General features: G+C 72.2%; 25 protein-coding genes. 12 read left to right on the top strand and 13 right to left on the bottom strand.

Annotated features, from left to right (window positions below; translation table 11 throughout):
* A partial coding sequence (locus tag MFF13_RS12365; protein WP_505744297.1) for a 3'-5' exonuclease family protein occupies positions 1-368 on the top strand: 368 nt, incomplete at its 5' end.
* Between the two features lie 33 nt (positions 369-401).
* Here MFF13_RS12365 and MFF13_RS12360 read toward each other — a convergent pair.
* Entirely contained in the window at positions 402-791 is a 390-nt protein-coding gene (locus MFF13_RS12360) for a phospholipase A2 family protein (RefSeq protein WP_238272264.1), read from the bottom strand.
* A gap of 252 nt (positions 792-1,043) precedes the next feature.
* A complete protein-coding gene (locus MFF13_RS12355) occupies positions 1,044-1,706 on the bottom strand; it encodes a response regulator (RefSeq protein ID WP_147831774.1) in 663 nt (220 codons plus the stop codon).
* A 309-nt stretch (positions 1,707-2,015) separates the two neighbouring features.
* On the opposite strand from MFF13_RS12355, the gene MFF13_RS12350 reads away from it, so the two are divergent.
* From MFF13_RS12350 to MFF13_RS12340, 3 genes are all read left to right on the top strand, one after another.
* Complete coding sequence (locus tag MFF13_RS12350) at positions 2,016-5,834, top strand: PAS domain S-box protein (RefSeq protein WP_238272263.1); 3,819 nt, start codon at positions 2,016-2,018, stop codon at positions 5,832-5,834.
* Positions 5,835-5,998: 164 nt separating this feature from the next.
* Entirely contained in the window at positions 5,999-7,213 is a 1,215-nt protein-coding gene (locus tag MFF13_RS12345; RefSeq protein WP_147831770.1) for an FIST N-terminal domain-containing protein, read from the top strand.
* Positions 7,210-8,580: a hybrid sensor histidine kinase/response regulator gene (locus tag MFF13_RS12340; RefSeq protein WP_238272262.1), complete on the top strand. Its 1,371-nt coding sequence runs from the start codon at positions 7,210-7,212 to the stop codon at positions 8,578-8,580. The genes MFF13_RS12345 and MFF13_RS12340 overlap by 4 nt, the downstream gene beginning before the upstream one ends.
* A 16-nt stretch (positions 8,581-8,596) precedes the next feature.
* Here MFF13_RS12340 and MFF13_RS12335 read toward each other — a convergent pair whose 3' ends face one another.
* From MFF13_RS12335 to MFF13_RS12325, 3 genes are all read right to left on the bottom strand, one after another.
* Positions 8,597-8,893: a hypothetical protein gene (locus MFF13_RS12335; RefSeq protein ID WP_147831766.1), complete on the bottom strand. Its 297-nt coding sequence runs from the start codon at positions 8,891-8,893 to the stop codon at positions 8,597-8,599.
* 232 nt (positions 8,894-9,125) lie between these two features.
* Positions 9,126-9,563, bottom strand: a complete 438-nt coding sequence (locus tag MFF13_RS12330) for a hypothetical protein (RefSeq protein ID WP_147764822.1) — start codon at positions 9,561-9,563, stop codon at positions 9,126-9,128.
* 40 nt (positions 9,564-9,603) lie between these two features.
* Positions 9,604-9,888 carry a hypothetical protein gene (locus MFF13_RS12325; RefSeq protein WP_147831765.1) on the bottom strand — a complete coding sequence of 95 codons (285 nt, stop codon included), beginning with the start codon at positions 9,886-9,888 and terminating at the stop codon, positions 9,604-9,606.
* 246 nt (positions 9,889-10,134) lie between these two features.
* Between MFF13_RS12325 and zwf the strand changes: the two genes are divergently transcribed.
* Together zwf and MFF13_RS12315 are read left to right on the top strand one after the other, a co-directional pair.
* Entirely contained in the window at positions 10,135-11,607 is a 1,473-nt protein-coding gene (zwf, locus tag MFF13_RS12320; protein WP_147764820.1) for a glucose-6-phosphate dehydrogenase, read from the top strand.
* Positions 11,604-11,912 carry a hypothetical protein gene (locus MFF13_RS12315; protein ID WP_238272261.1) on the top strand — a complete coding sequence of 103 codons (309 nt, stop codon included), beginning with the start codon at positions 11,604-11,606 and terminating at the stop codon, positions 11,910-11,912. Before zwf ends, MFF13_RS12315 begins: the two co-directional genes overlap by 4 nt.
* A gap of 82 nt (positions 11,913-11,994) precedes the next feature.
* On the opposite strand, the gene MFF13_RS12310 is transcribed toward MFF13_RS12315, so the two are convergent.
* Positions 11,995-12,222 carry a hypothetical protein gene (locus tag MFF13_RS12310; RefSeq protein ID WP_147831763.1) on the bottom strand — a complete coding sequence of 76 codons (228 nt, stop codon included), beginning with the start codon at positions 12,220-12,222 and terminating at the stop codon, positions 11,995-11,997.
* 150 nt (positions 12,223-12,372) lie between these two features.
* Between MFF13_RS12310 and MFF13_RS12305 the strand changes: the two genes are divergently transcribed.
* On the top strand, positions 12,373-12,870 hold the full coding sequence (locus MFF13_RS12305; RefSeq protein WP_147831761.1) for a hypothetical protein: 498 nt from the start codon (positions 12,373-12,375) through the stop codon (positions 12,868-12,870).
* A 94-nt stretch (positions 12,871-12,964) separates the two neighbouring features.
* On the top strand, positions 12,965-14,038 hold the full coding sequence (locus tag MFF13_RS12300; protein WP_147831759.1) for a catalase family protein: 1,074 nt from the start codon (positions 12,965-12,967) through the stop codon (positions 14,036-14,038).
* Between the two features lie 50 nt (positions 14,039-14,088).
* On the opposite strand, the gene mdoH is transcribed toward MFF13_RS12300, so the two are convergent.
* Positions 14,089-15,894 carry a glucans biosynthesis glucosyltransferase MdoH gene (gene mdoH, locus MFF13_RS12295; RefSeq protein WP_238272266.1) on the bottom strand — a complete coding sequence of 602 codons (1,806 nt, stop codon included), beginning with the start codon at positions 15,892-15,894 and terminating at the stop codon, positions 14,089-14,091.
* A gap of 373 nt (positions 15,895-16,267) precedes the next feature.
* Here mdoH and MFF13_RS12290 point away from each other — a divergent pair, with 373 nt between their 5' ends.
* Together MFF13_RS12290 and MFF13_RS12285 are read left to right on the top strand one after the other, a co-directional pair.
* Positions 16,268-17,866, top strand: coding sequence for an OpgD/OpgG family glucan biosynthesis protein (locus tag MFF13_RS12290; protein WP_238272265.1), 1,599 nt, complete (start codon positions 16,268-16,270; stop codon positions 17,864-17,866).
* Between the two features lie 211 nt (positions 17,867-18,077).
* Positions 18,078-18,776, top strand: a complete 699-nt coding sequence (locus MFF13_RS12285; protein ID WP_238272260.1) for a TetR/AcrR family transcriptional regulator — start codon at positions 18,078-18,080, stop codon at positions 18,774-18,776.
* Between the two features lie 6 nt (positions 18,777-18,782).
* On the opposite strand, the gene MFF13_RS12280 is transcribed toward MFF13_RS12285, so the two are convergent.
* The 5 genes from MFF13_RS12280 to MFF13_RS12260 all read right to left on the bottom strand — a co-directional run bounded on the left by MFF13_RS12280 (position 18,783) and on the right by MFF13_RS12260 (position 24,842).
* Complete coding sequence (locus tag MFF13_RS12280) at positions 18,783-19,784, bottom strand: ABC transporter ATP-binding protein (RefSeq protein WP_238272259.1); 1,002 nt, start codon at positions 19,782-19,784, stop codon at positions 18,783-18,785.
* The gene (locus MFF13_RS12275) at positions 19,781-20,761 is read right to left on the bottom strand and encodes an ABC transporter ATP-binding protein (protein ID WP_147830907.1); all 981 of its coding nucleotides are present in this window, start codon (positions 20,759-20,761) and stop codon (positions 19,781-19,783) included. Before MFF13_RS12275 ends, MFF13_RS12280 begins: the two co-directional genes overlap by 4 nt.
* A 250-nt stretch (positions 20,762-21,011) precedes the next feature.
* On the bottom strand, positions 21,012-21,875 hold the full coding sequence (locus MFF13_RS12270) for an ABC transporter permease (RefSeq protein WP_210250932.1): 864 nt from the start codon (positions 21,873-21,875) through the stop codon (positions 21,012-21,014).
* Between the two features lie 83 nt (positions 21,876-21,958).
* The gene (locus MFF13_RS12265) at positions 21,959-22,933 is read right to left on the bottom strand and encodes an ABC transporter permease (protein ID WP_238272258.1); all 975 of its coding nucleotides are present in this window, start codon (positions 22,931-22,933) and stop codon (positions 21,959-21,961) included.
* A gap of 253 nt (positions 22,934-23,186) precedes the next feature.
* Positions 23,187-24,842: an ABC transporter substrate-binding protein gene (locus MFF13_RS12260; RefSeq protein WP_238272257.1), complete on the bottom strand. Its 1,656-nt coding sequence runs from the start codon at positions 24,840-24,842 to the stop codon at positions 23,187-23,189.
* Positions 24,843-24,947: 105 nt separating this feature from the next.
* Here MFF13_RS12260 and MFF13_RS12255 point away from each other — a divergent pair, with 105 nt between their 5' ends.
* The gene (locus MFF13_RS12255; RefSeq protein WP_147754399.1) at positions 24,948-25,202 is read left to right on the top strand and encodes a hypothetical protein; all 255 of its coding nucleotides are present in this window, start codon (positions 24,948-24,950) and stop codon (positions 25,200-25,202) included.
* A 129-nt stretch (positions 25,203-25,331) separates the two neighbouring features.
* Here the strand turns inward: MFF13_RS12255 and MFF13_RS12250 are convergent, their stop codons facing one another.
* Positions 25,332-25,649, bottom strand: a complete 318-nt coding sequence (locus MFF13_RS12250; RefSeq protein ID WP_187273729.1) for a hypothetical protein — start codon at positions 25,647-25,649, stop codon at positions 25,332-25,334.
* 250 nt (positions 25,650-25,899) lie between these two features.
* On the opposite strand from MFF13_RS12250, the gene MFF13_RS26390 reads away from it, so the two are divergent.
* A complete protein-coding gene (locus tag MFF13_RS26390) occupies positions 25,900-26,541 on the top strand; it encodes a CatB-related O-acetyltransferase (protein WP_147753868.1) in 642 nt (213 codons plus the stop codon).
* Positions 26,542-26,627: the final 86 nt, after the last annotated feature.

Here is a 26,627-nt window from a genome sequence, read left to right as displayed (position 1 = left end):
CTTGGTGCAGTAGACCGGCGCTCGGGGTGATGCCGGCGCCGGTCTACTGCACCAAGATCGCCTCGAAGCTCGCGCGCACCTACACCGACCGGCACGGGCTCAAGGACGTGGTCCGCGAATGCGTCGGCGTCGATCTGTCGAAGGCGCAGCAATCCTCGGATTGGGGCGCCGACACGCTCACGCCGGCGCAGGTGGAGTACGCGGCGTCCGACGTGCTCCACCTTCATGCGGCGCGCGACCGGCTGAACCGGATGCTGGCCCGCGAAAACCGGGCGGACCTGGCCGAGGCCTGCTTCGCCTTCCTGCCGACCCGCGCGCGGCTCGACCTCGACGGCTGGCCCGAGGTCGACATCTTCGCGCACACCTGAGGCGGCCCGGCGGGGCAACCGGGCCGGGGGCCGTCAGTCGTCGCAGGGCAACAGGTCGGCGCCGTCGGAGATGAACTGCGCGGTGTCGCGCACCGGGCGCGGCGTGCGCGGATCGCGGGCGACGAGGCCGGCCTCCTCGCGCAGGCGGTCGTTGCAGGCGCAGTGCGCCAGCCGGCCGGAGGCGCGGTCCGGCGTGCAGGCGTCGTGGTGGGCGCAGGCGAGGTCGAGGGCGTCCACCGGCGGGTGGTTCGGCCCGCGGTTGCCCGGGCCGCAGAAGTTGCCGTGGATCAGGAAGGCGTTGTGGGCCCTGTCGATGCGCGGCATCTCCTGCGCGTGGCCGAGCGCCGGCAGGAGGGCGAGGACGCCCACGAGGACACCCATGCGGGCGGGCGCCCGGAGGCGGATGGTCGGAGAAACGGTCACGGTCGATCCTGTTCGCTGAAGCCGCCCACGCCGGAAAGATGGGGCGTCGCCTCCGCGAGGCAACCGTTGGACGCGCTGGGCGGTCCGGTCGTCGAGTCGAAGGTCGCGTCCGGGCTCGAAGCCGGCAAGAGTTCGCGCGGCCGGCGAAGGACCAGTCGAGCACGAGCGAATTTCGCAAATGTTAAATCGAATGCTGGGCGTTGCTGCCTCGCGCAGCAAATCCCGGTGCCGGTTGCAGGATAATGCCGCCTCTCAGCCCGCGTGGGTGTCCTGTGGGCGGTCGAAATCCAACGCCGCGGTGTCGATCACGATCTGCGTGCGGCTGATCACCTCGAGCTTGCGCAAGATCTCGGAAACGTGAGCCTTCACGGTCGAATCGCCGACTTGGAGTTCGTGGGCGATCTGCTTGTTGAGCTTGCCCTGGCGGATCATCACCAGCACCCGCACCTGCTGCGGCGTCAGCCGGGCGACGCGCTCGGCCAACGGCGCCTTGCGGCCCGCGCCGCGGGCGGGCGGGCTCGTCTCGGTGAGGCCGGCGGGAATCGAGAGCGCGCCGGAGAGCACGTCCCGGATCGCCCGCGTCAGCGTCGCCTTGTCGACCGCCTTCGGCACGAAGCCGGCGGCGCCATGGTGCAACGCCTCGCGCATGATGCGCCGATCCTCGTGGCCCGAGACCACCAGGATCGGCACGCGGGGGAAGCGGGCGCGGATGGTGACGAGGCCGTCGAAGCCCGAGACGCCCTGCATCGACAGGTCGAGGAGCGTCAGCTCGATGCCGCGGTGGGCAGCGAGCGCGGCGCAGGCCGCCGCGATCCCGTCGGCCTCGTGCAGGACCGCCTCCGGGTAGGACAGCCCGATCGTGCTGGCGAGCGCCTCGCGGAACAGCGGGTGGTCGTCGACGATCAGGAGTTCCATGGCTTCGTCCGCCCGGCCGGCCGCAGGATAGCCGCCGCCGCCAATCAGGCGTTGCACATTCGCCCCCTTCGGCCAAGTCCCGGGGTGCGCCCCTACGGACGGCGGATGGTGAGACGCGGCGGATCTCCGCCAGCCCGATCCGGGCCGTCACGGGTGCGGCGCGGACGTGTTCCTCGCCTGCAACATCGGCCTGCGATCGCGGCGGGTCTTCGGGACGTGATTGGATTTCGCCGACCGCACTCCGTTTGTTCGCGCGAGCACCCGAACGCGGAGCCGGCACGACCGGGCTTCGAACGGGCGGGTGCCGATTTGCTCGATCTCGGACCGCCTTATGTCAACCTCGTCGCATCGGGCGCGCAGCCCGATGTCACCGTCCCGACCAAGCGCCCCGCGACGGACGCCTTCCAGATCCTCGTCCTCGTGGCGGGCCTGCTCACGATCGCCGTCGTGTGGGTCGGCCTGTCGTACCACCTGCACCTGCGCGAGCAGACCGCCCGGGAGCAGGCGACCCGCGACGTGGTCAACCTGTCGGTCGGGGTCGAGCAGCACGTCGAGCGGCTCCTCGTCGGCGTCGACCAAGTCATGGGCTTCATCGCCGACGACTTCTTCCGCGACCCCAAGACGTTCGACTTCCACGCCTGGCTCCGGCGCGCGACCTCCCTCGAGCACGTCGTCCACCAGATGACCCTGTTCGACGAGCACGGGGACCTTCTCTATGCGCGCACGCCGCTGCCGGCGGGCTCGCCGCGCATCAACGTCCGCGACCGGGCGTACTTCCAGGCGCTGGCCGCGAACCCGGACCAGGGCCTCTACATCGATCGCACGATGAAGGGTCGGATCACCGGCGCCTACGTGATGCAGGTGGCGCGGCGGCTCGCCCACCCCGACGGACGCTTCGCCGGCGTCATCGTCACCTCGATCGATCCCGATTACCTGGCCGGCCAGTTCAAGGCCTTCGACCTCGGCCCCCAGGGCAGCATCGCCCTCGTTGGCAACGACGGCTTCGTGCGCGCCCGCGCGCCACAGACAGCGGGCATGTACGAGCTGGATACCCGCACCCTCGACCTGCCCAGCAAATACTTCCAACAATTTCAACAAAAGACCTCGGACTCGTTCCGGATGGCGAGTCCCTACGATCACGTCACCCGCATCTACGGCTATCGCTCGGTCGGGACGCTGCCGCTCATCGTCAACGTCGGCAAATCCCTCGACGCGGTGATGGCTCCGCTGGCCGCCGAGCGGCTGCACGCCCAGGTCGCCGGCGCCATCGTGACGGCCGTGCTGCTGGCCGTGATCCTCGTTCTAATGCGTGGCTTGGAGCGCGGCAGCCGGCAGCGGGCGGCGCTGGCGCGGACCAACGCGACCCTGGCCGAGAAGGAGGGCGTCGCCCGCCAGGCCGAGGGCCGGGCGCAGGAGGCCAACCGCCTGCTGAGCCTCGCCGCGCAGATCGCCCATATCGGCCACTGGCGCATCGAGCTGCCCGGAAACGCCCTGTTCTGGTCCGACGAGGTGTTCCGCATCCATGGCCGCGACCCGGAAGCCGGGCCACCCTCTCTCGAAGCTGCGCTCGCTTTCTACCACCCGGACGACCGCGAGGCCGTCGCGCGCCACGTCGCGGACGCGGTCGAGACCGGCCAAAGCTTCTCCTTCGCTGCCCGCATCGTCACGTCCGACGGCCGCTTCCGCGACATCGTCTGCCGCGGCCTGTGCGAGCAGGACGCGGCCGGGGCCACGACGGCGGTGTTCGGGACCGTCATGGACGTGACCGACCTGCGCCAGACCGAGCGCGCCGTGATCGACAGCGAGGCGCGCTACAGGCTGCTGGCCGACCACACCAGCGACATGATCGTCCAGGTCGACCTCGACACCACCCGCCGCTACGTCTCGCCCGCCTCGCGCGGGCTCCTCGGCTACGAGCCCGAGGAGCTGATCGGGACGAAACCGATCGACATGGTGCACCCCGAGGACCGGCCCGCGGTCGCCGCCCTGCTCGCGGAGCTCGGAGACGGCCGGCGGACCGAGGCGCTGAAGCGCCAGCGCTACCGCCGCAAGGACGGGGACTACGTCTGGGTCGAGGTCGGCTACCGCCTGGTCCAAGACGCCGCGGGCCGACCCCTCGGCTGCGTCGCCTCGACCCGGAACATCACCGCCCGGGTGGAGGCAGAGCAGCGCATCCGCGCGAGCGAGCACCGTTTCCGCCTGCTGGCGGAGAACACCGGCGAGCTGATCATCCTCGGCCACGACGACGGCCGGCGCTCGTACATCTCGCCGGCCTCCGAGCGCCTCCTCGGCTACGCGCCCGAAGAGCTCGGCGCGATGCGGCTCGCCGACTACGTCCACCCCGACGACCTCGGCCTGCTCTACGCGGCGACGCGCATGCTGTCCCGCGGCCAGGCGGAGGCGACGTGCGAGTACCGGGCGCGGAACAAGGCGCGCGGCTGGATCTGGGTCGAGGGCGTGTTCCGGCGCATCCCGGACGCCCAGGCCGGCGAGCCGACGATCGTCGCCACCTTCCGCGACGTCTCGGAGCGCCGCGCGCAAGGAGAGGCCCTTGCCGACGCCAAGGCGTCGGCGGAACGCGCGAGCGCGGCCAAGACCGACTTCCTCGCCGCGATGAGCCACGAGATCCGCACGCCGCTCAACGCCATCATCGGCTTCACCGACCTGATGGTCGCCTCCGGCCGCCTGCCCCAGGACCTGCAGCGCCAGGCCGAGCTGGTGCGCACGTCGAGCGCGTCCCTGCTCATGGTGGTCAACGACATCCTCGACTTCTCCAAGGTCGAGGCCGGCGCCGTCGCCCTCGACCGGCAGGCCTTCGACCCGCGTGCGCTGGTCTACAACAGCCTCGCGATCGTGCGCGGCGCCGCCGCCGGGAAGGGCCTGGAGGTCCGGGCGGTGATCGATCCGGCCCTGCCCAAGGGCTTGGTGGGCGACGAGGGGCGGCTGCGGCAGGTGCTGCTCAACCTGCTCAACAACGCGATCAAGTTCACGGCGCGCGGCTCCGTCACCCTGAGCGTCCAGCACGGCGGCGCGACCGAGGCCGGCGAGCGCCTGCGCTTCAGCGTGGCCGACACCGGCATCGGCATCGCCCGGGACAAGCAGGACCGCCTGTTCCGGCGCTTCTCGCAGGTGGACGGCTCGATCGGGCGGGATTTCGGCGGCACCGGCCTCGGCCTCGCCATCAGCCGGCAGCTCATCGACCTGATGGGCGGCGAGATCGGCGTCCTGTCCGACGAGGGCGTCGGCGCCACGTTCTGGTTCTCGGTGGTGCTGCCGCACGGGACGGTGGCGCGCAGCATCGCCCTCGTCACGCAGGCTCCGGCGGCGCGGCGCTCGGGCCACCTGCTCCTCGTCGAGGACAACGCGATCAACCAGGAGCTGGCGCGCGCCGTCCTCGAGGTCGGGGGCCACACGGTCGACGTGGTCGACGACGGCGAGGCGGCGATCCGGGCAGTGGAGCGGAGCCGTTACGACCTCGTGCTGATGGACGTGCAGATGGCCGGCATGGACGGGCTGACCGCCACGCGCCGCATTCGCGCCCTCGGCACCCACGCCGCGACCGTGCCGATCGTCGCCATGACCGCCAACGTGCTGACGGACCAAATCGAGGCCTTCCGCGCGGCCGGCATGGACGACCACATCGGCAAGCCGTTCGAGCGGGCGGCGCTCTACCGCCTGATCGACAAGTGGCTGGCTTGGAACGCCGGAACCGCGCCGTCCGATCTGAGCGTTGCCGGGCTTCGTGCCGGCCTGCCCGATCAGCAGACCTACGACGCGATGTCGGCGCAGGTCAGGCCCGAGCGGTTGGCCGGCCTGCTGGAGGCGCTGGCCGACGAGTTGGGCGCGAGCTTCCTCGGCGGCGATGCCTCGGCGGAGGAACGCGACCAGCTTCGCTTCGAAGCACATACGCTCACCAGCTCGACCGGCATGCTCGGCTTCACGGCGTTGTCCGATGCCTGCCGGGCGCTGGAGGGCATCCACGAGCAGCGCGTGGTCGGCGAGGGGCTGGAGGTGTTCCGGCAAGACTTGGAGCAGGTCCGCTCGCTCTGCCGCCAGGCGAAGGCGGCATCGCTGGTCCTGCTTCGGGAGGCGCAGGCCGGCGGCGCCCGATCGATCGCGAACACGTAGCTCGGGCGTCGGTGCGCCGCGGGCCGAAGGACCCCGTCTCGAACATCCCCAAGCGGCGGCTCGGGGTTTCCGGCCCCGTTGCAGGTTTCGATGGCGCGCCACATACTCGCGCACCTCAACAACCCGCGGATCAACCGGGGGCGGACGACGATCGGGAGCGGGACGTGGCGGACGGAACGCAGGTGCGCACGCATCTGTGCGGCATCAGGACGGCCTGGACGGAGCGCGGCTCCGCCGGCGAGGCCGTGGCCGAGATCGCGCGGGCGTTCGGCGCCGGGGTGGCGCAGCTCCTGGTGTTCTTCTCCCCCGACTACGATCCCGAGACCCTGAACCGCCGGCTTGCCGAGGCGTTTCCGCGGGCCGAGATCGCCGGCTGCACCATGTCGGGCGGGATCGCCCCGGCCGGCGGGCTCGACCGCGGCCTGGTGGCGATCGCGTTCCCGGCCGACGGCTTCCGCATCGTCTCGACGGTGCTCGACGCGATCGACCACCTCGACGTCGAGCGCACCGCGGGCGCGGTGCGGGCCCTGCGCCGCCGGTTGGAGCCGCAGGGGCCCGACCACACCCAGCCGACCCAGTGCTTCGCGCTCTCGCTGATCGACGGGATGACCAACGCCGAGGAGACAGTGGTCTCGGCCATCACCTGGGCCCTGGAGGGCATCCCCCTCGTCGGCGGCTCGGCTGGCGACGGCCTCACCTTCCGCGACGCGGTGCTGCTGCATGGCGGCGCGATCCACCGCAACGCCGCCGTGCTGCTGCTCGTCGAGAGCGACTTCCCGGTGCAGATCTTCAAGAGCGACAACTTCGAGCCGACCGACGTCAAGTTCGTGGTGACCGCCTCGAACGGCGAGGCCCGCACCGTCTACGAGCTGAACGCGGAGCCGGCCGCGCGCGAATACGCCATGGCGGTGGGGCTCGACCCCGAGCGGCTGACACCGATGAGCTTTGCCGCCTACCCGCTCGCGGTGAAGGTCGGCGGCGAGTACTTCTGCCGCTCGATCCGGCGGCTCAACGCCGACGGCTCCCTCAGCTTCTTCTGCGCGATCGACGAGGGCGTGGTGCTGACGCTCGCCGAACCGCGCGACATCGTCGCCACGACCCGGGCCGAGCTCGCCCGGCTCGATCTGGCGCTCGGCGGCGTCGACCTGATCATCGGCTTCGAGTGCGTGCTGCGCCGCCTCGACGCCGAGAGCCGGCAGGTGCGCCAGGGCATCGCCGACCTCTACCGCCGCTACGACATGGTCGGCTTCGAGACCTACGGCGAGCAGTACCGGGCGATGCACCTCAACCAGACCCTGACCGGCATCGCCATCGGCAAGCGACCGGCTGATGTGATGAGGCCGGCCGACGCGCCGCCGGCCCCTCCGGCGACCCCATGACCCCGCACGCGCCCGGGCTGGAGGGCGAGGCGTCCCTGCGCCGGCGCATCGCCAAGCTCGAGCGGATCAACGCCGCGCTGATGGCCCATGTCGAGCGCAGCACCGACCAGCGCGGCGGCGCCTACGCCCTGTTCCAGACCGCGATCACCCTCGAGGGGCGCATCCGCACCCGCACCGAGGAGATGACGGCGCTGATGCACCGCCTGGAGCGCTCGAACGAGGCGCTGGCGGCGGCCAAGGACGAGGCCGAGACCGCCAACCGCTCCAAGACCCGGTTCCTCGCCGCCGCGAGCCACGACCTGCTGCAGCCGCTGAACGCCGCCCGGCTCTCGATCTCGGCGCTCGCCGACCTGCCGCTCGGGCCGGAGGCGAGCCTGATCGGGGCGCAGGTCGAGCGCGGGCTGCAGACCATCGAGGACCTGATCAAGACCCTGCTCGACATCTCCAAGCTCGATGCCGGCATCGTCCGCCCGCAGGTGCGGCCGGTCGCGCTGCCCGACCTGCTGGCCGGGCTGGCGGCGAGCTTCACGCCGTTCGCCGCGCGCAAGGACCTGCGCCTGCTGGTGCGCAGCCCGGACCTGGCGGTGTCGAGCGACGGCCTGCTGCTGCGGCGCATCCTGCAGAACCTGCTCTCCAACGCGATCCGCTACACCGCCTCCGGCGGCGTCGCCCTGGTCGCCCGCCGCCGCGCCGGCGCCGTGCGGATCGACGTGATGGATTCCGGCTGCGGCATCGCCGCCGACGAGCACGCGCTGGTGTTCGACGAGTTCTACCGCGGCAGCGCCGCCGCGGGCGATTCCGGTGGAGCCGAAGCCGACGGCCCGGGTCTCGGCCTGGGGCTGTCGATCGTGCGCCGCATGGCGCTGGCCCTCGACCACCCGCTGGCACTCGCCTCCCGCCCCGGTCACGGCACGCGGGTGTCGCTCACCGTGCCGGAGAGCGACGCGCCGGCCGGGGCGGAGGCCGAGACGCGCCGGCTGCCGGTGGCGACGCCGCTCTCGGGCGCCCGCGTCGTCGTCGTCGAGAACGACGCCGCCACCGCCGACGCGCTCACGCGTCTGCTCCAGACCTGGGACGCCGAGGTCGCCACCTTCCGCGACCTGGCCGGCGTCAACGCGGCCCTGCGCGCGGGCGGCCTCGAGCCCGACATCCTGATCCTCGACTACCACCTCGACGACGGCGCCTGCGGCCTCGACGTCGCCGTCGCGCTCAAGGCCGGGCGCACCGCGCCGCTGCCGGTGATCGTCACCACCGCGGACCACGCCCCCGAGATCGCGGCGGAGGCGGCGCGCCTGGGCGCAGAACTCATGCACAAGCCGATCAAGCCGGCGCAGCTGCGCGCGCTGCTGACCTACCTGCTGGCGTGAGGGCGGCGCCCGGCGATCAGGCCGCCGGCGCGACCTCGGCTGCAGCGGGGGCATGCTTCTTCCGCTTGCGCTTGCGCGCCCGGACGACGGTGTCGGCCTCCTCGTCGGCGCCGCGCTCGGACAGAGCGAAGCCGTGCAGGTCCGCCAACGCGCCCGCCGGAGCCTCGGCCAGGGCGTAGAAGGCGGCGCGGACGATCTCCTTCTTGCTTGCCTCCGGGTGCTTCTCCCGGATCGCGGCGCGGATCTCCTTCGGCTTCATCCCCGGCGTGACGACGTCGCGCATCGTCGCCGCGACTTCCGCGATGGACGCCATGTGTGGTCTCCTCGACGCAACCGGCCGGTCGATTCCGGCGGCGAAGCTTAACCCATGTGACAATGCGACGACACGGCCACACCTCTGGTATATCGCCGACCAGACCTCGTCCGCGCAGGCCCGACGCCGTATCGAAATTCCGTTCCTTCACGAGACCGGAACCAACTTCCAGGGCGCACCTCTGCCGAGAGGCGCGCCTTGTTTCGTCGGGGCTGGATGTTTCGCGACTGAGTCACCGTCCCGAGCCGCGCAGCAGCATCTTGAGGCGCTGGTCGGCGTCGTCGATGCGGGCGGCGATGCCGCGGCGGATGCATTTGCCGAGGGTGTCGCCGGCATAGAAGCCGAGTTTCGCCTCCTGCTCGCGGCAGGCGGAGGTCGGCGGCCAGGCCAGGAACGCGGCGGCGGCGATGGCGATGACGAGGATCTCGATCACCAGCCAGCTTCCCCAGCCGAGGCGGAAGCCCTCGCGCTTGCCCGCGCCGTGCCGGGGCCGGCGCGGCGCGGCCGACGCGGCCTGGGTCTCCGGCCGGGTCAGGCTGTCCGGGTTCTGCGCGGGCGCCACGATTCGGTTCAGGCGGGTGCGCGCCCGCTCCGCGTCGGTGAGCGGGCGCGGTGCGGCGCCGTCGGTGGGGTGGGCGTACATGGTCGGCTCGTTCAGAAGAGGGCGCATGGGGGCTCGGTGCCGCGGCTAAACCGGCCGCGGACCGAAATCAGTTCATCGCCCGGCGCAGGGCGGCGAGGTCGGTGGGGAGCGACAGGGCGCCGTTCAGGATCTCGCCGCGGGCGCAGGCGCCGGCCTTGAACAGCTGGCCGAGGCCGGCGCCGGCGCGCGATCCGCAATCGGTCACGAGGTAGCTCGCGGCGAACAGCGCCGTCGGGGCGAGGAACAGCGCGAGCTTGAGGAGCGAGAACGCCCGCCCGAACACGCCCCGGCGTCGCGGCCGCGGCTCGTCCCAATCCGCGTCGCGCGCGTACCGCTCGTCATCCTGGTGCATGGCCGGACCGACCTCCCGGGGCGCCTTCGATGGACCGCATGGCCGGCCGCAGCGTGAGAATGCCGTCCCGACTTGAACATCTCGCTAAGCGACGTGCTTAACGGCGGCGCACGCCCCCGGCCCTGCCGTCGCCCAAACCTTGGCGAAGCAATTGCAAAGGCCTAAGCCGCGGGGTGGGATCGGGCCGGCCGCGCGAGTCGTCCGCGGGCGGACATCCGCGCCGCCGCATCAAACCGGGAGCAGCCCTTGGCCACCATCATTCCCGTCGCCTCCTTCGACTACGTCGTGTTCGGCGCGACCGGCGACCTCACCACCCGCAAGCTGCTGCCGGCCCTGTACCACCGCTACAAGGACGGCCAGATCCCGCCGACCTCCCGGATCATCGGCGCCTCGCGCTCGGAACTTGCGGTCGAGGCGTTTCGCGCCCGCACGCGGGACGCGCTGAAGCGCTTCGTGGCGGCCGACGACCTCGACGAGGCGACGCTCGCCGCCTTCCTCGACCACCTCGACTACGTGGCGGTGGACGGGGCCGGCGACGACGGCTGGCCCGACCTCGTGGCCAAGCTCGACGAGCGGCCCGACCAGGTGCGCCCGTTCTACCTCGCGACCTCGCCCGACCTCTACGGCTCGATCTGCCGGAACCTCGCCAAGTTCGGCCTCGTCGGCGAGAAGTCCCGCGTCGTTCTGGAGAAGCCGATCGGCAAGGACCTCAAGTCGGCCCGCGCGATCAACGACGCGGTCGGCGAGGTGTTTCCGGAAGAGCAGATCTTCCGGATCGACCACTACCTCGGCAAGGAGACGGTGCAGAACCTGCTGGCGCTCCGCTTCGCCAACACGATCTTCGACCGGCTTTGGACGGCGGACGTGATCGACCACGTCCAGATCACGGTGGCCGAGACCGTCGGCGTCGAGGGCCGGGCCGGCTACTACGACACGTCGGGGGCGCTGCGCGACATGCTGCAGAACCACATCCTGCAGCTCCTGTGCCTGACCGCGATGGAGAGCCCGCTCAACCTCGATGCCAACTCGGTGCGCGACGAGAAGCTCAAGGTGCTGCGCGCCCTGAAACCGATCACGGCCGGCGACGTGCAGCAGGTGACGGTGCGTGGCCAGTACGTGCAGGGCGCCGTCGACGGCAAGCCGGTGGAGGGCTACCTCAACGAGCTCGGGCACGACAGCCGCACCGAGACCTTCGTGGCCTGCAAGGTCGAGGTTCAGTCGTGGCGCTGGGCCGGCGTGCCGTTCTACCTGCGCACCGGCAAGCGCCTGCCGCAGAAGCTCTCCGAGATCGTGGTGCAGTTCCGCGCCGCGCCGTTCTCGATCTTTCCCGAGGAGTCGTTCGGGCGCGAGCCGAACCGCCTCGTCATCCGCCTGCAGCCGCAGGAGGGGATGAAGCTCGAGGTGATGACCAAGGATCCCGGCCCCGGCGGCATGCGCCTCCGGCCGACCAACCTCGACATCTCCTTCGAGGAGACCTTCAAGCAGCGCTACCCGGACGCCTACGAGCGCCTGCTGATGGACGTGGTCCGCGGCAACGCCACCCTGTTCATGCGCCGCGACGAGGTCGAGGTCGCCTGGGCCTGGGCCGACAGCCTGCTCAAGGCCTGGGCCGACCGCCGGGAACCGCCGCGCGCCTACCCCGCCGGCAGCTGGGGCCCCACCGCCGCCATCGCCCTGATCGAGCGCGACGGGCGGACCTGGCATGAGGAGCTTCGATGACCTCGTTCGCACGCTGTCTGGCAGGCCTCGCGCTCCTCGCGACGCCGGCGCTCGCCGAAGGCCCCGGCACCGGGCAGGACTACGCCCCGAGCGGATCGCCGGGCGGCGCGCGGCCCGACACCCGGGCGCTGACCTGCGCGGACGCCGCCGCCCTCGTCGCCCGTGCCGGCGCCGTGGTGATGACCACCGGCGCGATGACCTACGAGCGGATCGTCCGCGACGGCGGCTTCTGCACCATCGAGCTGACGGCGCGGCCGGCCTTCGAGCGAGCTGACGGCGCGGCCGGCCTTCGAGGCCACCCGTGACGTGCGGATGTGCTTCGTCGGCTACCGGTGCGTCGAGCGCATGCAAGAGGGTCGAGACGGGCCGTGACGGGATCGACTGGCCTCAGGCTGCGGGGACGCCGATCAGCTCGGCCTGAAGGTCGCCGAGATAGGCGCTGAGCCGGGCGGTGATCGCCGAGTCGGCGCATTGGACCCAGAGCGGCACCGGCAGGGCGGCGCGCGGGCAGCGCAGGATGATCCGCTCGGCCGAGAGGGCGGCCTGCCGCTCGGTCGCCGCCGCCAGGAGCTTCGAGCCCGCGGGCGTCCCGATCATGATGGCGATGCTCGTCATGCCGGGCCAACCCGCGAGCGCGCCGTCCGTTGCCTGCGTGCGGGTGGCCGGGACGGCGTGTCGCGTGCGCTATCCCGCCCGTCGGGCGTACCCTATCTTGGCCGCGGCCCGCGGGAGACGGAGGCCCGGGCAAATGGGGGTTGGAACGCCGTGCGACGCCTCCTGAAGTTCCTGCACACGATGGGCGCGATCGGCCTGATGGGGGCGGCGGCCTGCCTGCTGGTGCTGTGCGTGTTCGTACCGCCCACCGCCGACCGGGCCGGATACGCGCTGATGCGCGGGGCGATGGGTGCGGTCGCCACCTGGATCTTCCTGCCCTCGCTCGCGCTCACCCTGCTGTCCGGCCTGCTGGCCCTGGCGCAGCGCGCCTTTCACCGGGCGGTCTGGGCCTGGGCCAAGCTCGCCACCGGCGTGCTGATGTTCGAGGGCGGGCTCGTCTACGTGCAGGGGCCGATGCGGCAGGAGGCCGAGTTGAGCGCCGAGGCGCTGGCCGGCCGCCTCGATCCCGGCCTGCTCGCCCAATCCCTCGGGCCGGAGCGCAACACCCTGTGGCTGCTGCTGTTCGTCGCCACCGCCAACGTCGTCCTCGGCGTCTGGCGCCCGCGGCTGATGCGGCGGGTCGTAACGGCCTCGCGCTCGGCGGGATGACGCTGCGCGGGCTTGTGATGACGCTGCGCGGGCTCGCGACGGGGAACGGATGCACCGGAGATCCGTTGCGCACGAGCGAAATCCGGAGGCCCCCATGGTCGCGATGCCCGTCCGCTACAGCCCCGACCTCGAGCAGGTGAAGCCCGACGAGGGACAGACCATCGAGCGGCTGAACCAGACCTTCGACACCATCCTGACGCGGGTCGCCGACGATTCGGGGCACGCGGTGCGCTCCGTCCACGCCAAGTCGCACGGCATCCTCGAAGGCGTGCTGACGATCGACGCGAACCTGGCCCCGGAGCTGGCGCAGGGCCTGTTCGCCGCGCCCGGCACGCACCCGGTCTACATGCGGCTCTCGACCAACGCTGGCGACATCCTGCCCGACGCCGTGTCGCTGCCGCGCGGCCTCGCCCTGAAGGTGCTCGACGTGCCCGGCGAGCGCCTGCCCGGCGCCGAGGGGACGACGCAGAACTTCATCTTCGTCAACGGCAAGGTGTTCCAGGCGCCGAACGCCGAGAAGTTCCTGGGCAGCCTCAAGCTGCTCGCGGGCACCACCGACCGGGCCGAAGGCCTGAAGGTCGCCGCCTCCACCGTGCTGCGCGGGGTGAACAAGGCGCTGCACGCGGTCGGCATCGACAGCACCACCGTGGGCGCCCTCGGCGGCGCGCCGAACGTCGACCCGCTCGGCGAGACCTATTACAGCGTCACCCCGTTCCGGTACGGCGACCATGTCGCCAAGTTCTCGATCGCCCCCGTCGCCCCGGCGTTGACCGCGCTCACCGGCACCGAGATCGACGCCTACGGCCGGCCGAACGCGATCCGCGAGACCGTCAGCGCCGAGATGCAGGGCATCGAGGGCGTGTGGGAGTTCAGGGTGCAGCTCTGCCGCGATCGCGAGCGCCAGCCGGTCGAGGACCCGACGGTCGAATGGGACGAGGCGGAGGCGCCGTTCCAGCGGGTCGGGCTGATCACCGTTCGCCCGCAGGACAGCTGGGAGCCGGGCCGGGTCCAGGCGGTGGACGAGCAGATGCGCTTCAGCGTCTGGACCGGGCTCGCCGCGCACCGTCCGCTCGGCAACATCAACCGGGCGCGCAACGCGCCCTACAAGCACTCGGCCGAGTTCCGCGAGCGCTTCAACGGTTGCCCGATCCACGAACCGTCCGCCTGAGCGCCGCGAGAGGGCGCCCGGGGCGTTTCATCGACGAGCCGGAGCGGGGCTCACGCCGCGTCGGCGGCCGCGACCCGGACCGGCTCGCGCGGGGCGGGCCGCTTCGGAGGCGATGGTGCGCGGGTGCCGGCGAGGTCGGCGAGCTCCGGGGCCTGGGCTGTGTCGTCGATCGTGAGGAACAGGCCGCGGGCGCGGGCCGCCCGGCCGAGGTCGGCGCGGCTCGTCAGCACGCTCTGGGCCGGGCTGGTCAGCAGGGCGATCACCACCGGCGACAGCCACAGGGCGAGCCACGGGTCGCCGACGAGGGCAAGCGCGAGGCCGGCCAGCGCGCCGACCACGAGGGCGTCGGCCTGGAGGCGGCAGGCCTCGGCCCAGCTCACCTTGCGGTCGTCGCGGGCCTGGGCGTCCCAGCGCACCACCCGGCCGAAGAAGGTCGAGATCACCGCGCCGGCGGTGAACAGCGTCATCACCGGCCAGAGCAGCACCCAGATCGCCTGTTCGAGCGCCGCGCTCGCGAGCAGCGCGCGGGTTCCGCCGAAGGCGTCGCGGCGCCCCTTGTCGGCGAGCGCGTGGCCGAGGCTCAGGAGCTTCGGCAGGGCCAGCACCGTGACGGTGAGGGCGGCCAGCGCGTGCGCGGCGGCGCCGGCGCCGGTCAGCCCGTAGCCGAGCAGGCCGAGCTCGCCCGTGCGCGCGGCGAGCCACGCGCCGGCGACGAGGTAGGCGATCCAGAGCGGCAGCATCGCGTAGGAGACGATGCCAACCGCGAGGTGCCAGCGGCTCGCCGCCTTGAGGCCGGGCCAGGGCAGGACGCGCAGGTGCTGCATGTTGCCCTGGCACCAGCGGCGCTCCCGCCCGAGCAGGTCGACGAGGTTCGTCGGCATCTCCTCCCAGGTGCCGCCCATCTCCGGCAGCAGGCGGACCTCCCACCCGGCGCGCACCAGCATGCCGCCCTCGACGATGTCGTGGCACAGGATCTCGCCGCCGAGCGGCGCGCGCCCCGGCAGGACGGGGAGCTGGGCGTGGTCGGCGAAGGCCGCGATCCGCAGGATCGCGTTGTGGCCCCAGTAGCTGCCCTCCGGCCCCTGCCAGGTCTCGAGGCAGCGCAACGCCAGCGGCGCGTAGAGCCGCACGGCGAATTGCTGGATGCGGGCGAACAATGTGTCGCGGCCGGCGGCGTAGGAGACGGTCTGGATCAGGCCGGTGGCCGGGCTCTCCTCCATCAGCCGGGCGAGGCGGCGCATCGTGGCGCCGCTCATCAGGCTGTCGGCGTCGAGCACGATCATGAAATCGTATTCGGGGCCGTAGGTGCGGGTGAACTCGGCGATGTTGCCGGCCTTGCGCCCGACGTTCTCGGTGCGGCGGCGATAGCGGATCTCGGGGATGCCGGGGCCGGCGGTCTCGCGCCAAGCCTGGATGCGGGCGAACTCGTGCTCCTCCACCGCGGCGATCGCGCCGTCGCGGGTGTCGGAGAGGACGAACAGGTCGATGTCGCCGCCATCGACGGCGTCGCGGGCGAGCGAGCGCGCCATCACCCGGAGCGCCGAAAACACCGCCACCGGGTCCTCGGCGTGGATCGCCACCACCGCGGCCGTGCGCGACAGGCCCGAGGCGCGGGCCGGCACCGTCTCCGAACGGCGCTCCAGGGCGGATTTCGCCCGCGCGCCGAAGCCGGACGCGACGAGGCCGTAGAGGTACTGCCACGCCACGAACGCCTGCCAGGTCATGACCACCGCGAACAGGACCAGTACCGTTCCCCCGAGCCAGGCCTCGGTCGGGTCGGCGCGCACCGGCTCGGCGAGTGCGGCGAGCCACGCGATCACGGCGCCGACCCCGAGCGAGGGCAGGGCGAGCGCCATCCGCCGCCCGAGCAGCGCGCCGGCCTTGCGACGGCCGTCGCGCTGCCAGGTTTCGGCGCCGCACCTCTCGACAGGGCGCCCGTCGGCGTGGGAGGCCGGCGCGGTCGTGGACGGAATGGGACGCGTGGCGGGCATGGAGCGCATCGAACTCGAAGGTGAGGACACCCCGCCGGCGGCGGGGCCGCGGCTCGGCGCCGGCGAGGGCCGGGGCGACGGGCCGGGGCACGGCCTGCCGGCGCAGGGCGGCCCCGAGGCTCCCCCGCAACCATCCGCCAGCGTATCCCCCTCCCGCCGCCGCGTTCTTCGCACGGCCCTGACCGCGATGGTCGGCAGCGTCGTTCCTAGCGTCATCGATCTGAATGAGGCCCGAACGATGGCGCAAGAGGCCAAGGCACAGGAGCCCCAGGCGGTGACGGACGGGCCGACGACCTTCGCCACGGTGGCCCGCCTCGCGGAGCGGTTGGCCGGCGCACCCTACGTCGCGCCCCCCGAAGACCTGCCGCCGGCGCTGGCCGGGCTGACCTACGACCAGTACCGCGCCATCGTGTTCCGCCCGGCCGCGTCCTTGCGCTTCGGGCGACACTTCAGCGCGCAGCTGTTCCACCGCGGCTTCCTGCAGCGCAAGCGCTGCGCCCTGTTCGTGCAGCCGAAGGCCGGGCCAGCGCATCCCATCGCCTACGAATCCGGCCTGTTCGACCTCGGCACCGCGCTGGCCGGCCAGAGCTTCCCGGCCGGCCTCGGCTTTGCCGGCTTCCGGTTGCACTTCGCCGCCAGCGACACGCCGCCCGGGCGGCCGCGCGGCTTCCAGGAGGAGTTCCTGGTGTTCCTCGGCGCCTCCTATTTCCGCCTGCGCGGCGAGGGCCAGGAATACGGGCTCTCGGCCCGGGGCGCGGCCATCGGCACCGGGTCTTCCACCGGCGAGGAGTTCCCCGACTTCACCGCCCACTGGATCTGCGAGCCCGAGGACGACGCCCGCACGATCACCGTGCTCTCGCTGCTCGACAGCCCGAGCCTGGCCGGCGCCTACCGCTTCGACATCACGCCCGGCGATCCGGCGCGCATCCAGGTCACGGCCTCGCTCCACCCGCGCAAGAGCATCCCGCAGCTCGGCCTCGCGCCGCTGACCAGCATGTTCCTGCACGGCCAGAACGGGCCGGGCGCGCGGGGGGCGAAACCCTTCGACGACTTCCGGCCGCAGGTGCACGATTCCGACGGGCTGGTGGTGCGCGCCGGCGCCGACCAGCTGTGGCGCCCGCTGGTCAACGGACGGCCGAGCCCGCAGATCTCGTCCTTCCGCGCGGCGCCGCTCTCGGGCTTCGGGCTGATGCAGCGCGAGCGGAACTTTGCCGCCTACCTCGACGTCGAGGCGCGGCACGAGGCGCGGCCGGGGCTGTGGGTCGAGCCCGGCGCTCCGAAGCTCGAGATGGTCGCGGCCGGCGCCTCGCCGCGGGCCGGCGACGTGTTCGCGGCCGGCCAGGTGCAACTGTTCGAGATCCCCTCGGTCGAGGAGTACATGGACAACATCGTGGCGGCCTTCGTGCCGGACGCGCCTGTCCGCCCCGGCCACCCGATCGCGCTGACCTACGGGCTGACCACGGTGGGCGCCGAGCCCGTCCCGGCTCTGCCCGGCACGCTGGCCCGCGTGGTCTCGACCCGCGTCGGCTCGCCCGACCGCCTGCGTCCGGTCGACCCGCCGATCGCCGGGCGGCGGCTGTACTGCATCGACTTCGCAGGACCGGACCTGCCCCAGGGCGCCCTCGACGCCGAGGGTGCGGGCGTCGGCGCGGAGGTCTCGGCCAGCGCCGGAACGATGCACGACCCCGTCGCCGCGCCGGTGCCGCAGACCGGCGGCTGGCGCATCTACGTGGAGTGGCGCCCCCCGGCCGCGCTGCCACCGGGCGACGTGGTGCTGCGCGCGCACCTCACTCGCGGCGGCCGCCGCATCAGCGAGACCTGGGACGCGTCGGCGTGAGCCCCAGCTGACGGGGGCGGGGTCATCCCCTCTCCCCGCCAGCGGGATGCACGGCTCCGCGTTCGCATCACGTCAGCCCGTAGCCGCAACCCTGGCGTGAAACCGAACGCAGCCCGGCAGCTACAACTGACCAAAGGTTGCTCTCGGTGCGTCGATGCCGACAAGCTCGGCCGAGTATCGCGAATCAGGTCGGCTTCGAAGCGGGGCTAGGGTGGACGAGGACGATTCCCAAGCGGCGGAACCGGCGCCGCGCCGACGCCGTCACCTGCCGGCCGCCGAGCGCGAGCGGCAGATCGTCGAGGCGGCCACGCGCTTCTTCGCCGAGCAGGGCTTTGCCGGGCAGACCCGCGAGCTCGCCGCGCGTATGGGCATCACCCACTCGGCGATCTTCCGCTACTTCCCGACCAAGGAGGCCCTGATCGAACGGGTCTACGACCAGGTCTTCGTCGCCCGCTGGAACCCGGATTGGGGACCGATGGTGCGGGATCGCAGCCGGCCGCTCGAGGCGCGGCTGGTCCAGTTCTACCGCGAATACGCCGCGCGGATCTTCGACTACGAATGGGTGCGGATCTTCGTCTTCGCGGGCCTTCGCTCGGTCGACATCACCCCCCGCTACCTCGCCATCGTGCGCGAGGCCCTGATCCTGCCGGTCTGCGCCGAGTTGCGCGCCGAGTTCGGCCTCGAACCGCCGGACGCGCTGCCGCTGCAGGAGCGCGAGATCGAGGCGGTCTGGGCGCTGCACGGCAAGGTGTTCTACATCGCCGTGCGCAAGTACGTGTACAACCTGCCGACGCCCGAGGATGTCGGCCCGATCCTCGCCGACGACGTGTCCGTCTTCATGTGCGGGGCGCCGGCTCTGTTCCGGGCGATCCATGCGGATGCGGCGGCGCGGGGGCAGGCGGCGGGCTGACCGCCCTTACCCGAACGCCCCCCGGTCCCGATGGCAGGCGACCGTGTGCGCGGCTCCGACCGGGCGGGGCAGCGGCAGCTCCGTCCGGCAGACGGCGATGGCGGCGGGGCAGCGCGGATGGAACGGGCAGCCCGGCGGGGGCGCGAGCGGGGAGGGCGGCTCGCCCGGCAGCGCCTGGAACCGGCGCTTGCCCGGCACCAGCTTCGGCGTCTGGGCGAGCAGACTGATCGTGTAGGGGTGGGCCGGCTGCGCGAACAGGGTCTCGGCCGGCGCCACCTCGACGAGGCGGCCGAGATACATCACCGCCACCCGCGAGGCGATGTGCTCGACCACCCCGAGGTCGTGGCTGACGAACAGGTAGGTCAGGCCGAGGTCGCGGCGGAGCTCCAGGAACAGGTTCAGCACCTGCGCCTGGATCGAGACGTCCAGCGCCGCCACCGACTCGTCGCAGACCAGCATCCGCGGCTTCACGGCCAAGGCCCGCGCGATGCCGATGCGGGCGCGCTGGCCGCCGGAGAACTGGTGCGGGTAGCGCGCCATCGCGTCCGGCCCGAGGCTGACGCGGGCGAGCTGCTCGGCGACGTAGGCGCGCCGGTCGCGTGCCGGGACGAGGCCGTGGGTGACCGGCGCCTCGCCGACGATGTCGAGCACCCGCAGGCGTGGGTTGAGGGCGGCGGTGGCGTCCTGGAAGATCATCTGCACGGCGAGCGCCGCCGTGCGGCGTTCCGCGGCGCTCATCCCGGCGCGGTCGCGCCCGTCCTGCAGCACCCGCCCGCGGCTCGGGGCGTGGAGGCCGGCGGCGAGCCGGGCCAGGGTCGACTTCCCGCAGCCGGATTCGCCGACGAGGCCGACGACCTCGCCGGCCTCGATCGACAGATTCACGTCGGTCACCGCCTGCACCGCGCTCGGCGGCCGGCGCTCCCCGAGGAGGCCGGCCAAGCGCGCGGCGAGCGACGGGCTGGTGCCGAACCGCTTCGAGACGGCGTCGAGGCTGAGGAGAGGTTTCACGTGAAACGTGCCGGCTGCAGGGGATGGCGGCAGAGCGCGAAGCGCGACGGCTCGGCAAGGGCCGTAGGCGGCGGCGCGGCGCAGTCGGGCGTCGCGGCGGGGCAGCGCGGCGCGAAGGCGCAGCCCGGGGGGCGGTCGACGAGCGAGGGCACCATGCCGGGGATCTGCGTCAGCGGCACGCCGCGGGCGTTGCGGCTCGGGGCGGAGCCGATCAATCCGGCGGTGTAGGGATGGAGCGGCGCCTCGATCACGTCGGCCACCGGCCCGCCCTCGACGATGCGGCCGGCGTACATCACGCACAAACGGTCGGCGAGGCCGGCCACCACCGCGAGGTCGTGGGTGATCCAGATGAGCGCCGTGCCCATCTCGGCGCAGAGCGCCTGCGCCTCGGCCAGGATCTGCGCCTGGATCGTCACGTCGAGGGCCGTGGTCGGCTCGTCGGCGATGAGGAGGGCCGGCGCGTGCAGCAGCGCGATGGCGATGGCGATGCGCTGGCGCATGCCGCCCGAGAGCTGGTGCGGGTAGGCGCGCAGGCGTTCGTCGGGCGCCGGAATCCCGACCTTGACCAGCGCCTCGCGTGCCCGCGCCCGGGCGGCGGCCGCCCCGACGCGCTCGTGCGCGCGGATCGCCTCGACGACCTGGGTCTCGACCCGCAGCACTGGGTTCAGGGTGGTCATCGGGTCCTGGAAGATCATCGCCATGCGCTTGCCGCGCAACGGGCGGAGCTCCGCTTCCGGCAGGCCGGCGATGTCGCGGCCCTCGAACAGGATCCTCCCGCCCGATACCCGGCCGGGCGCCTCGATCAGCCCCATCAGCGCGAGCCCGGTCACCGACTTGCCCGAACCGGATTCGCCGACGAGCCCCAGCACCTCGCCCCGGTTCACGGTGAGGCTCACCCGGTCCACGGCGACGTGCTCGCGCCCGCCGGCCCGGAAGCCGACGCTGAGGTTCTCGAGGGCGAGGACGGGGGCGGTCATGACATGCGCCGCCCGGCGGCACGGAGCGCTGCCGTTTTCCCGGACGCCTGCAGCGTGAGCGGAAGGCGATCCGGGATCCAGCACGACGAGCGCCGCGAAGCGGCGCCTGCGCCCTGGAGCACCCGGAAATACGCGGCGCTTCGCCCGTTCCTGTGCTGGGTCCCGGATCGTCCCTCCGCTGCGCTCCGGTCGTCCGGGAAAGCGGAGGCTGGAGCTGCGAGCCTTTCGCTCCACGACGTCCCGAACGCCATCAATCCGAAAACCTCGGGTTCAGCACGTCCCGCAGCCGGTCGCCGACGAGGTTGATCGCGACGATGACGGCCACCAGCGCCAGGCCGGGGAAGGTCGAGATCCAGTACTTGCCCGAGAGCAGGTAGTCGTAGCCGTTCTTGATCAGCAGCCCGAGGGAAGGCTCGGTCACCGGCACGCCGACGCCGAGAAAGGACAGCGTCGCCTCCAGCGCGATGGCGTGGGCCACCTGCATGGTCGCGACGACGATCACCGGGGGCAGGCAGTTCGGCAGCAGGTGGCGGACGATCAGGCTGCGGCGCGGCAGGGCGAGGGCGCGGGCGGCTTCCATGTACTCGCGGCGGCGCTCGACCAGGGCGGTGGCCCGGATGGCGCGGGCGTAATAGGCCCATTGCACGGCGATGAGGGCGATCACGACCTTGTCGACCCCGCGGCCGAAGGCGGCGAGCAGCACCAGCGCGATCAGGATCGCCGGGAACGAAAGCTGGAGGTCGGCCAGCCGCATCAGCACGGCGTCGACCCGGCCGCCGGCGTTGGCCGCGAGCACGCCGACCGCCGAGCCCAGCGTCGCCGCGACCAGGGTCGCCGAGAGGCCGACGACGAGGGAGACGCGCAGGCCGTAGACGATGGCCGAGAGCATGTCGCGCCCCTGCGCGTCGGTGCCGAGCACGTAGAGCAGGCCGGAAACGCTGCGGCTGCCAGGGGGCAGGGTGCCGTCCATCACGTCGAGGTTGGCGAGGTCGTAGGGGTCCTGCGGGGTGATCCAGGGGGCGAGGCACGCGGCCAGGATCGTCAGCACCAGGATCGCGAAGCCCAAAGCCGCCCCGGGGCTGCGGAAGAAGGCGCGGAGGTGGGCGCGCCACACCGGCTCGGCCGTCTCGACCCGAGCCGACGCGGCGGGCGGGCCGTCGGCGGGCAGGCCTTCGGAAGGTAGGATCTCGGGACGGCTCACGCGGCCTCCGACAGGCGGACGCGCGGATCGAGGCCGGCATAGATCAGGTCCACGATTAGGTTGATGACCACGAACAGGCTCACCGTCAGCATCAGGTAGGCGACGATCACCGGGCGATCGAGGCGGTTGATCGAGTCGATCAAAAGCTTTCCGATGCCGGGCCAGGCGAACACCGTCTCGGTGACGACGGCGAAGGCGATCATCGAGCCGAACTCGAGGCCGATCACCGTCACCACCGGCAGCAGGATGTTCTTCAGCACGTGCACCCCGACGATGCGGGCGGGCGAGAGGCCCTTGGCGCGGGCGAAGCGCACGTAGTCCTGCAGCATCGCCTCGCGGGTGCCTGCACGCGCCAGCCGGATCACCACCGCGAGCTTGAACAGCGCGAGGTTCACCGCAGGGAGGACGAGGTGGCGCAGGCCGTCGAGGGTCAGCAGGCCGGTCTCGACGCCGAGCACGTTCACCGTCTCGCCGCGGCCGCCGGCCGGGAACCAGCCGAGCGTCACCGCGAAGACCAGCACCAGCATCAGGCCCTGCCAGAAGTTCGGCAGCGAGAACGCGAGGATCGAGCCGGTCATGATCGTCCGGCCCGAGGCTGCGTTCGGCCGCAGGCCCGCCCAGAGGCCGAGCGGCAGGCCGACCGCGACGGCGAGCACCAGGGCGGTGAGCGCCAGCTCCAGGGTCGCCGGCAGCCGCTGCACGATCACCGACAGGGCGGATTCGTTGTAGACGAACGAGCGCCCGAGATCCCCGTGCAGGGCGCGCCAGGCGAAGGTGCCGAACTGGACCAGCAGCGACCGGTCGAGCCCGAGCCGGGCGGCAATGGCGGCGCGCTCGTCCGGCGTCGCGTCGGGCGCGGCCAGCATGTCGATCGGGTCGGCGATGGCGTAGACGCCGAGGAACACCAGCGTCGCCATCGCCGCGACGGTGACGAGCGCCTGACCGAAGCGCTGGATCAGGTAGGTCAGCATGGGGACATGCCGCCGAACGGGGTGCGCATTCCCTCTCCCTGCATGCGGGGAGAGGCCCGGCTGCACCTCGTCGTGCAGCCGGGAAGAGCAGGCGAAGACGAAGCGGCGGTGAGGGGGCGCGAACGGACGACGCTCCTCCGTCGAAGCCCCCTCACCTTCGGCTTCCGCCTCGCTGCGACGACGACGGGGTCGTCGCAGCCCTGTCCCCGCATGCGGGGCGAGGGGGGGCGCGGCGGCCGCGAAGCCCGACCCCTCACTTCACCACCACGACGTCCATCGCCAGCGTGTACTGGTCGATCCGCGGCGTGTAGCGCAGGCTCTTCACCGTGGCCCAGGGGGTCACCTCGAAGTGGAGCGGGATCAGCGGATAGTCCGCCATGGCCAGCGCCGAGGCCCGGCGCAGCAGGGCGGAGCGTTCGGCTTCGTCGAAGGTGCGCATCGCCTCGATCGTGAGCCGGTCGACCTCGCGGCTGCAGTAGCGGCCCCGGTTGGTGAAGCCGCGGCCGGTCTCCGGGTCGAAGCACAGCAGCAGCGAGTTCAGCGAGTTCGACATCTCGCCGGAATCCGCGCCCCAGCCGGCGAGATACGCCGAGAACGAGAACGTGTTGCGCCGGGTGAAGAAGGTCGAGGAGGTCGAGGCGTCGAGGCTCGTCTTCACGCCGATCCGGCTCCACATCTGGGCGACGGCCTGCGCGATCTTCTCGTCGTTGATGTAGCGGTCGTTCGGCGTACCGAGCGTGATCTCGAAGCCGTTCGGGTAGCCGGCCTGGGCGAGCAGGTCCTTTGCCGCCTTCGGATCGTAAGGGACGACGGGGAAGTCCTTGGTCGTGCCGGAGAGCGGGAAGGGCAGCAGCTCGCCGGCTGCCTGCGCCACCCCGCCCATCACGCGCTCGACGATGGCCTTGCGGTCGATGCCCTTGGAGAGCGCCTCGCGCACGCGCTTGTCGAGCAAGGGGTTCTTGTCGGTCCCGCGGATCGTCGGCGTCTTCCAGCCCGCGCCGTCGAACTGGTCGAGGTGGATGTAGATGATCCGGTTCGACAGGCCCTTGGTGACGGTGAAGCCCGCCGCCTCGATCCGCGGCAGGTCCTGGATCGCCGGGTTCTCGATCAGGTCGGCGTCGCCGGCCAGCAGCGCCGCCACGCGCGGGCCGGTCGAGACGATCGGCTTCATCGTCACCGTGTCGAAGGCGGGGGCCGCGCCCCAGTGGGTCGGGTTCTTGGAAAGCACCACCTGCGTGCCGCGCACGTACTCCTTGAGCGCGTAGGGGCCGGTGCCGACCGCGACCTTGGGGTTGCCGAAATCGATGGATTTCGGCGGGGTGCCCATCCCGGTGCATCCGCCCTTGGCGAACGCGACCGGGCCGGCGGCGCCCGACGCCTTGGCGCTGAGCATGCCGAGCGCGGTGATGTTGGTCGGCAGGAGCGGCAGGGGCCCCGCGGTCTTGATCACCACGGTCAGCGGGTCGGGGGCGGCGACGCTCTCGAACGGCCGGACGAAGGTGGCGAAGGAGGAGGGCGAGTTCTCGACCAAAGGGATGCGGCAGAAGGTGTAGATCACGTCGTTCGCGGTGAACGGCGTGCCGTCGGAGAAGGTCACGTTCTGGCGAAGCTTGAACGTCCAGGTGTGCTCGTCGTCGGCCGTCCAGGACAGGGCGAGGGCCGGCACCACCGCCATCGCGGCGTCCGTGGTGACCAGCCCTTCGAAGATGTGGCGCCGCAGCGAGTTGTTGGGGCCGAGGTTGTGGAAGTGCGGATCCATCGAGGTGGCTTCCGCCGCCAGGCCGATGCGCAGGTCGCGGGCTTGCGCCTGGCCGGTCCAGGCCGCCGGCAGGACCAGCCCGCAGAGGACTGATCCAGACAGGGCAACGCGCGACAGGGTTCGGCGCGGACGACGGCGCGTCTCGATCATCGACGGTTCCGTGTAGGAGGAGCGGGCACGCGAGGGTGGCGCATCGACGGCGCTAGCGTCAATCGTGCCAACCGACGGTTTTGCTGCACGGTTCGAGGACACGCGATGGGTATGAAGACGACGTTCGTGGTCCAGACCTTTGTGGTCAAGCGCAAGCGTCTGGTTCCGGGCGACCGCGAGGTGGCTCCGACCGAGAGCGGCGCGCTGAAGAAGGCGCAGGCCATGGCCGGGCGGATGCCCGGCACCGCGGCGCTGAAGGTGGTGGCCGACGACGAGACCGGGGAATTGGAAAGCGTGACGATCCTCGGGCAGTTCGGCGAGGTGCCGGAGGATTTCGCGGAATCGCTGCAGGGCGGGTGACCGTCGGCCTTCGAGCGGAAAAAGGCGGAGCGGGCCGCCCGGCCCGCTCCGCCTCGACGCGACCGCCTCAGGGCGATCGCGTCAGTCCGATCGTCCGGCGATCACTTGTCGCCGATCACTTGTCGCCGATCACTTGCCGCTGGGAGCTGCGCCGCTGCCGGTGGTGCCGTTGCCGCCGCCGCTGCCGGCGGGCGCGCCGGCGGTGCTGGTCGAGGGGCCGCCGCTCGCGCCGGGGGGCGGCGAGCCGGCGCCCGGGGCCATCGTGCCGGCCGAGCCGCTCATGGTGCCGCCGGTGGATCCCGTCGTGCCCGTGGTGCCGCCGGAGTTCATGGTGCCGCCTGCGGTCGGACCCGCGCCGGGGCTTCCGGTGGTGCCGGTCTGGGCGAAGGCGGTGCCGCCGAGCGGCAGGATCAGGCAGGCGGCGAGCGCAAGAGTCTTGTACGACATCAAGTTTCCTCCGAGTTTCTATGTGTGAGCAACGGCGTCGCGACCGGGTTGTTCAATATCCATGGTCGCGGCCGCCGATCTGAACCGTATCGCCACGGCTCCCGTCCGCCCCCGTGCCGACCCGGGAGCTTCCGCATGGGAGAGCGCAGGAACGACAGCCCCGTCGAACCTCGCCGCGCCGGAGCCCCGCCTCATCCGTGATAGACCGACGCGGCCGCCCCCGCGCGGCGCCGACCGAGAGCCCCGCCGCATGATCGAGCCGAAGCCGGTCTTCGACGACCTCACCGCCTTCCACCTCGCCCGCGGCATCGCGCGCTGGGGCTGGACCGTGGGGGCGCACAGCTACGGCAACCCACGGGTGCTGGAGCCGGAATCGGCACGGCTTCACATCGGGCGCTTCTGCTCGATCGGACCGAACGTCACCATCGCGCTCGGCAACCACCGCACGGACCTCGTGACCACCTACCCGTTCAAGGCGCTCGCGGCCTTCTGGCCGAACGCGGCGGCCGGCGCGCACGACCACGCCACGCGCGGCGACGTCGTGCTCGGCGACGAGGTCTGGCTCGGCGCCAACAGCACGATCCTGTCCGGCGTCACCGTCGGCAGCGGGGCGGTCGTGGGCGCCGGCGCCGTGGTGCGCCGCGACGTGCCGGCCTACGCCATCGTCACCGGCAACCCGGCGACCGTCCTGCGCCATCGCTTCGATGCCGAGACCATCGCGCGGCTGCTGCGCGTGTGCTGGTGGGCCTGGGACGACGCGCGGATCGCCGACCACCTGCCGCTGATCCTCGGCGCCGACATCGAGGCCTTCCTGGCGCGGGCCGAGGCCGTGCCGGACGCGCGCAAGCGGGCGCCCAGGCCGCGCAAACCGAAACCGAAACCCGAGGCGTGAGGTCGGGCGCAGGTGCGCCGTCGCCGTTGCGCGTCGGGGCCGGTTCTCGCTATCCCTCTCGTCATCCCCTTGAGTGCCGGCCTCCC

It is taken from the genome of Methylobacterium cerastii (assembly GCF_022179125.1).
In the GTDB taxonomy this organism is placed as follows: domain Bacteria; phylum Pseudomonadota; class Alphaproteobacteria; order Rhizobiales; family Beijerinckiaceae; genus Methylobacterium; species Methylobacterium cerastii.
The sequence above is the reverse complement of the archived record's forward strand: the minus strand, read 5'-3'. Positions and strand labels throughout refer to the sequence as shown.

Excerpts from the sequence above, each read along its gene's own strand:
- MFF13_RS12355 (WP_147831774.1), bottom strand. The coding sequence starts at position 1,706 with ATGGAACTCCTGATCGTCGACGACCACCCGCTGTTCCGCGAGGCGCTC.
- MFF13_RS12340 (WP_238272262.1), top strand. The coding sequence starts at position 7,210 with ATGACCCCGCACGCGCCCGGGCTGGAGGGCGAGGCGTCCCTGCGCCGG.
- MFF13_RS12335 (WP_147831766.1), bottom strand. The coding sequence starts at position 8,893 with ATGGCGTCCATCGCGGAAGTCGCGGCGACGATGCGCGACGTCGTCACG.
- MFF13_RS12330 (WP_147764822.1), bottom strand. The coding sequence starts at position 9,563 with ATGCGCCCTCTTCTGAACGAGCCGACCATGTACGCCCACCCCACCGAC.
- MFF13_RS12325 (WP_147831765.1), bottom strand. The coding sequence starts at position 9,888 with ATGCACCAGGATGACGAGCGGTACGCGCGCGACGCGGATTGGGACGAG.
- MFF13_RS12315 (WP_238272261.1), top strand. The coding sequence starts at position 11,604 with ATGACCTCGTTCGCACGCTGTCTGGCAGGCCTCGCGCTCCTCGCGACG.
- MFF13_RS12310 (WP_147831763.1), bottom strand. The coding sequence starts at position 12,222 with ATGACGAGCATCGCCATCATGATCGGGACGCCCGCGGGCTCGAAGCTC.
- MFF13_RS12300 (WP_147831759.1), top strand. The coding sequence starts at position 12,965 with ATGGTCGCGATGCCCGTCCGCTACAGCCCCGACCTCGAGCAGGTGAAG.
- mdoH (WP_238272266.1), bottom strand. The coding sequence starts at position 15,894 with ATGGCGCTCGCCCTGCCCTCGCTCGGGGTCGGCGCCGTGATCGCGTGG.
- MFF13_RS12290 (WP_238272265.1), top strand. The coding sequence starts at position 16,268 with ATGGCGCAAGAGGCCAAGGCACAGGAGCCCCAGGCGGTGACGGACGGG.
- MFF13_RS12275 (WP_147830907.1), bottom strand. The coding sequence starts at position 20,761 with ATGACCGCCCCCGTCCTCGCCCTCGAGAACCTCAGCGTCGGCTTCCGG.
- MFF13_RS12265 (WP_238272258.1), bottom strand. The coding sequence starts at position 22,933 with ATGCTGACCTACCTGATCCAGCGCTTCGGTCAGGCGCTCGTCACCGTC.
- MFF13_RS12260 (WP_238272257.1), bottom strand. The coding sequence starts at position 24,842 with ATGATCGAGACGCGCCGTCGTCCGCGCCGAACCCTGTCGCGCGTTGCC.
- MFF13_RS12255 (WP_147754399.1), top strand. The coding sequence starts at position 24,948 with ATGGGTATGAAGACGACGTTCGTGGTCCAGACCTTTGTGGTCAAGCGC.
- MFF13_RS12250 (WP_187273729.1), bottom strand. The coding sequence starts at position 25,649 with ATGTCGTACAAGACTCTTGCGCTCGCCGCCTGCCTGATCCTGCCGCTC.
- MFF13_RS26390 (WP_147753868.1), top strand. The coding sequence starts at position 25,900 with ATGATCGAGCCGAAGCCGGTCTTCGACGACCTCACCGCCTTCCACCTC.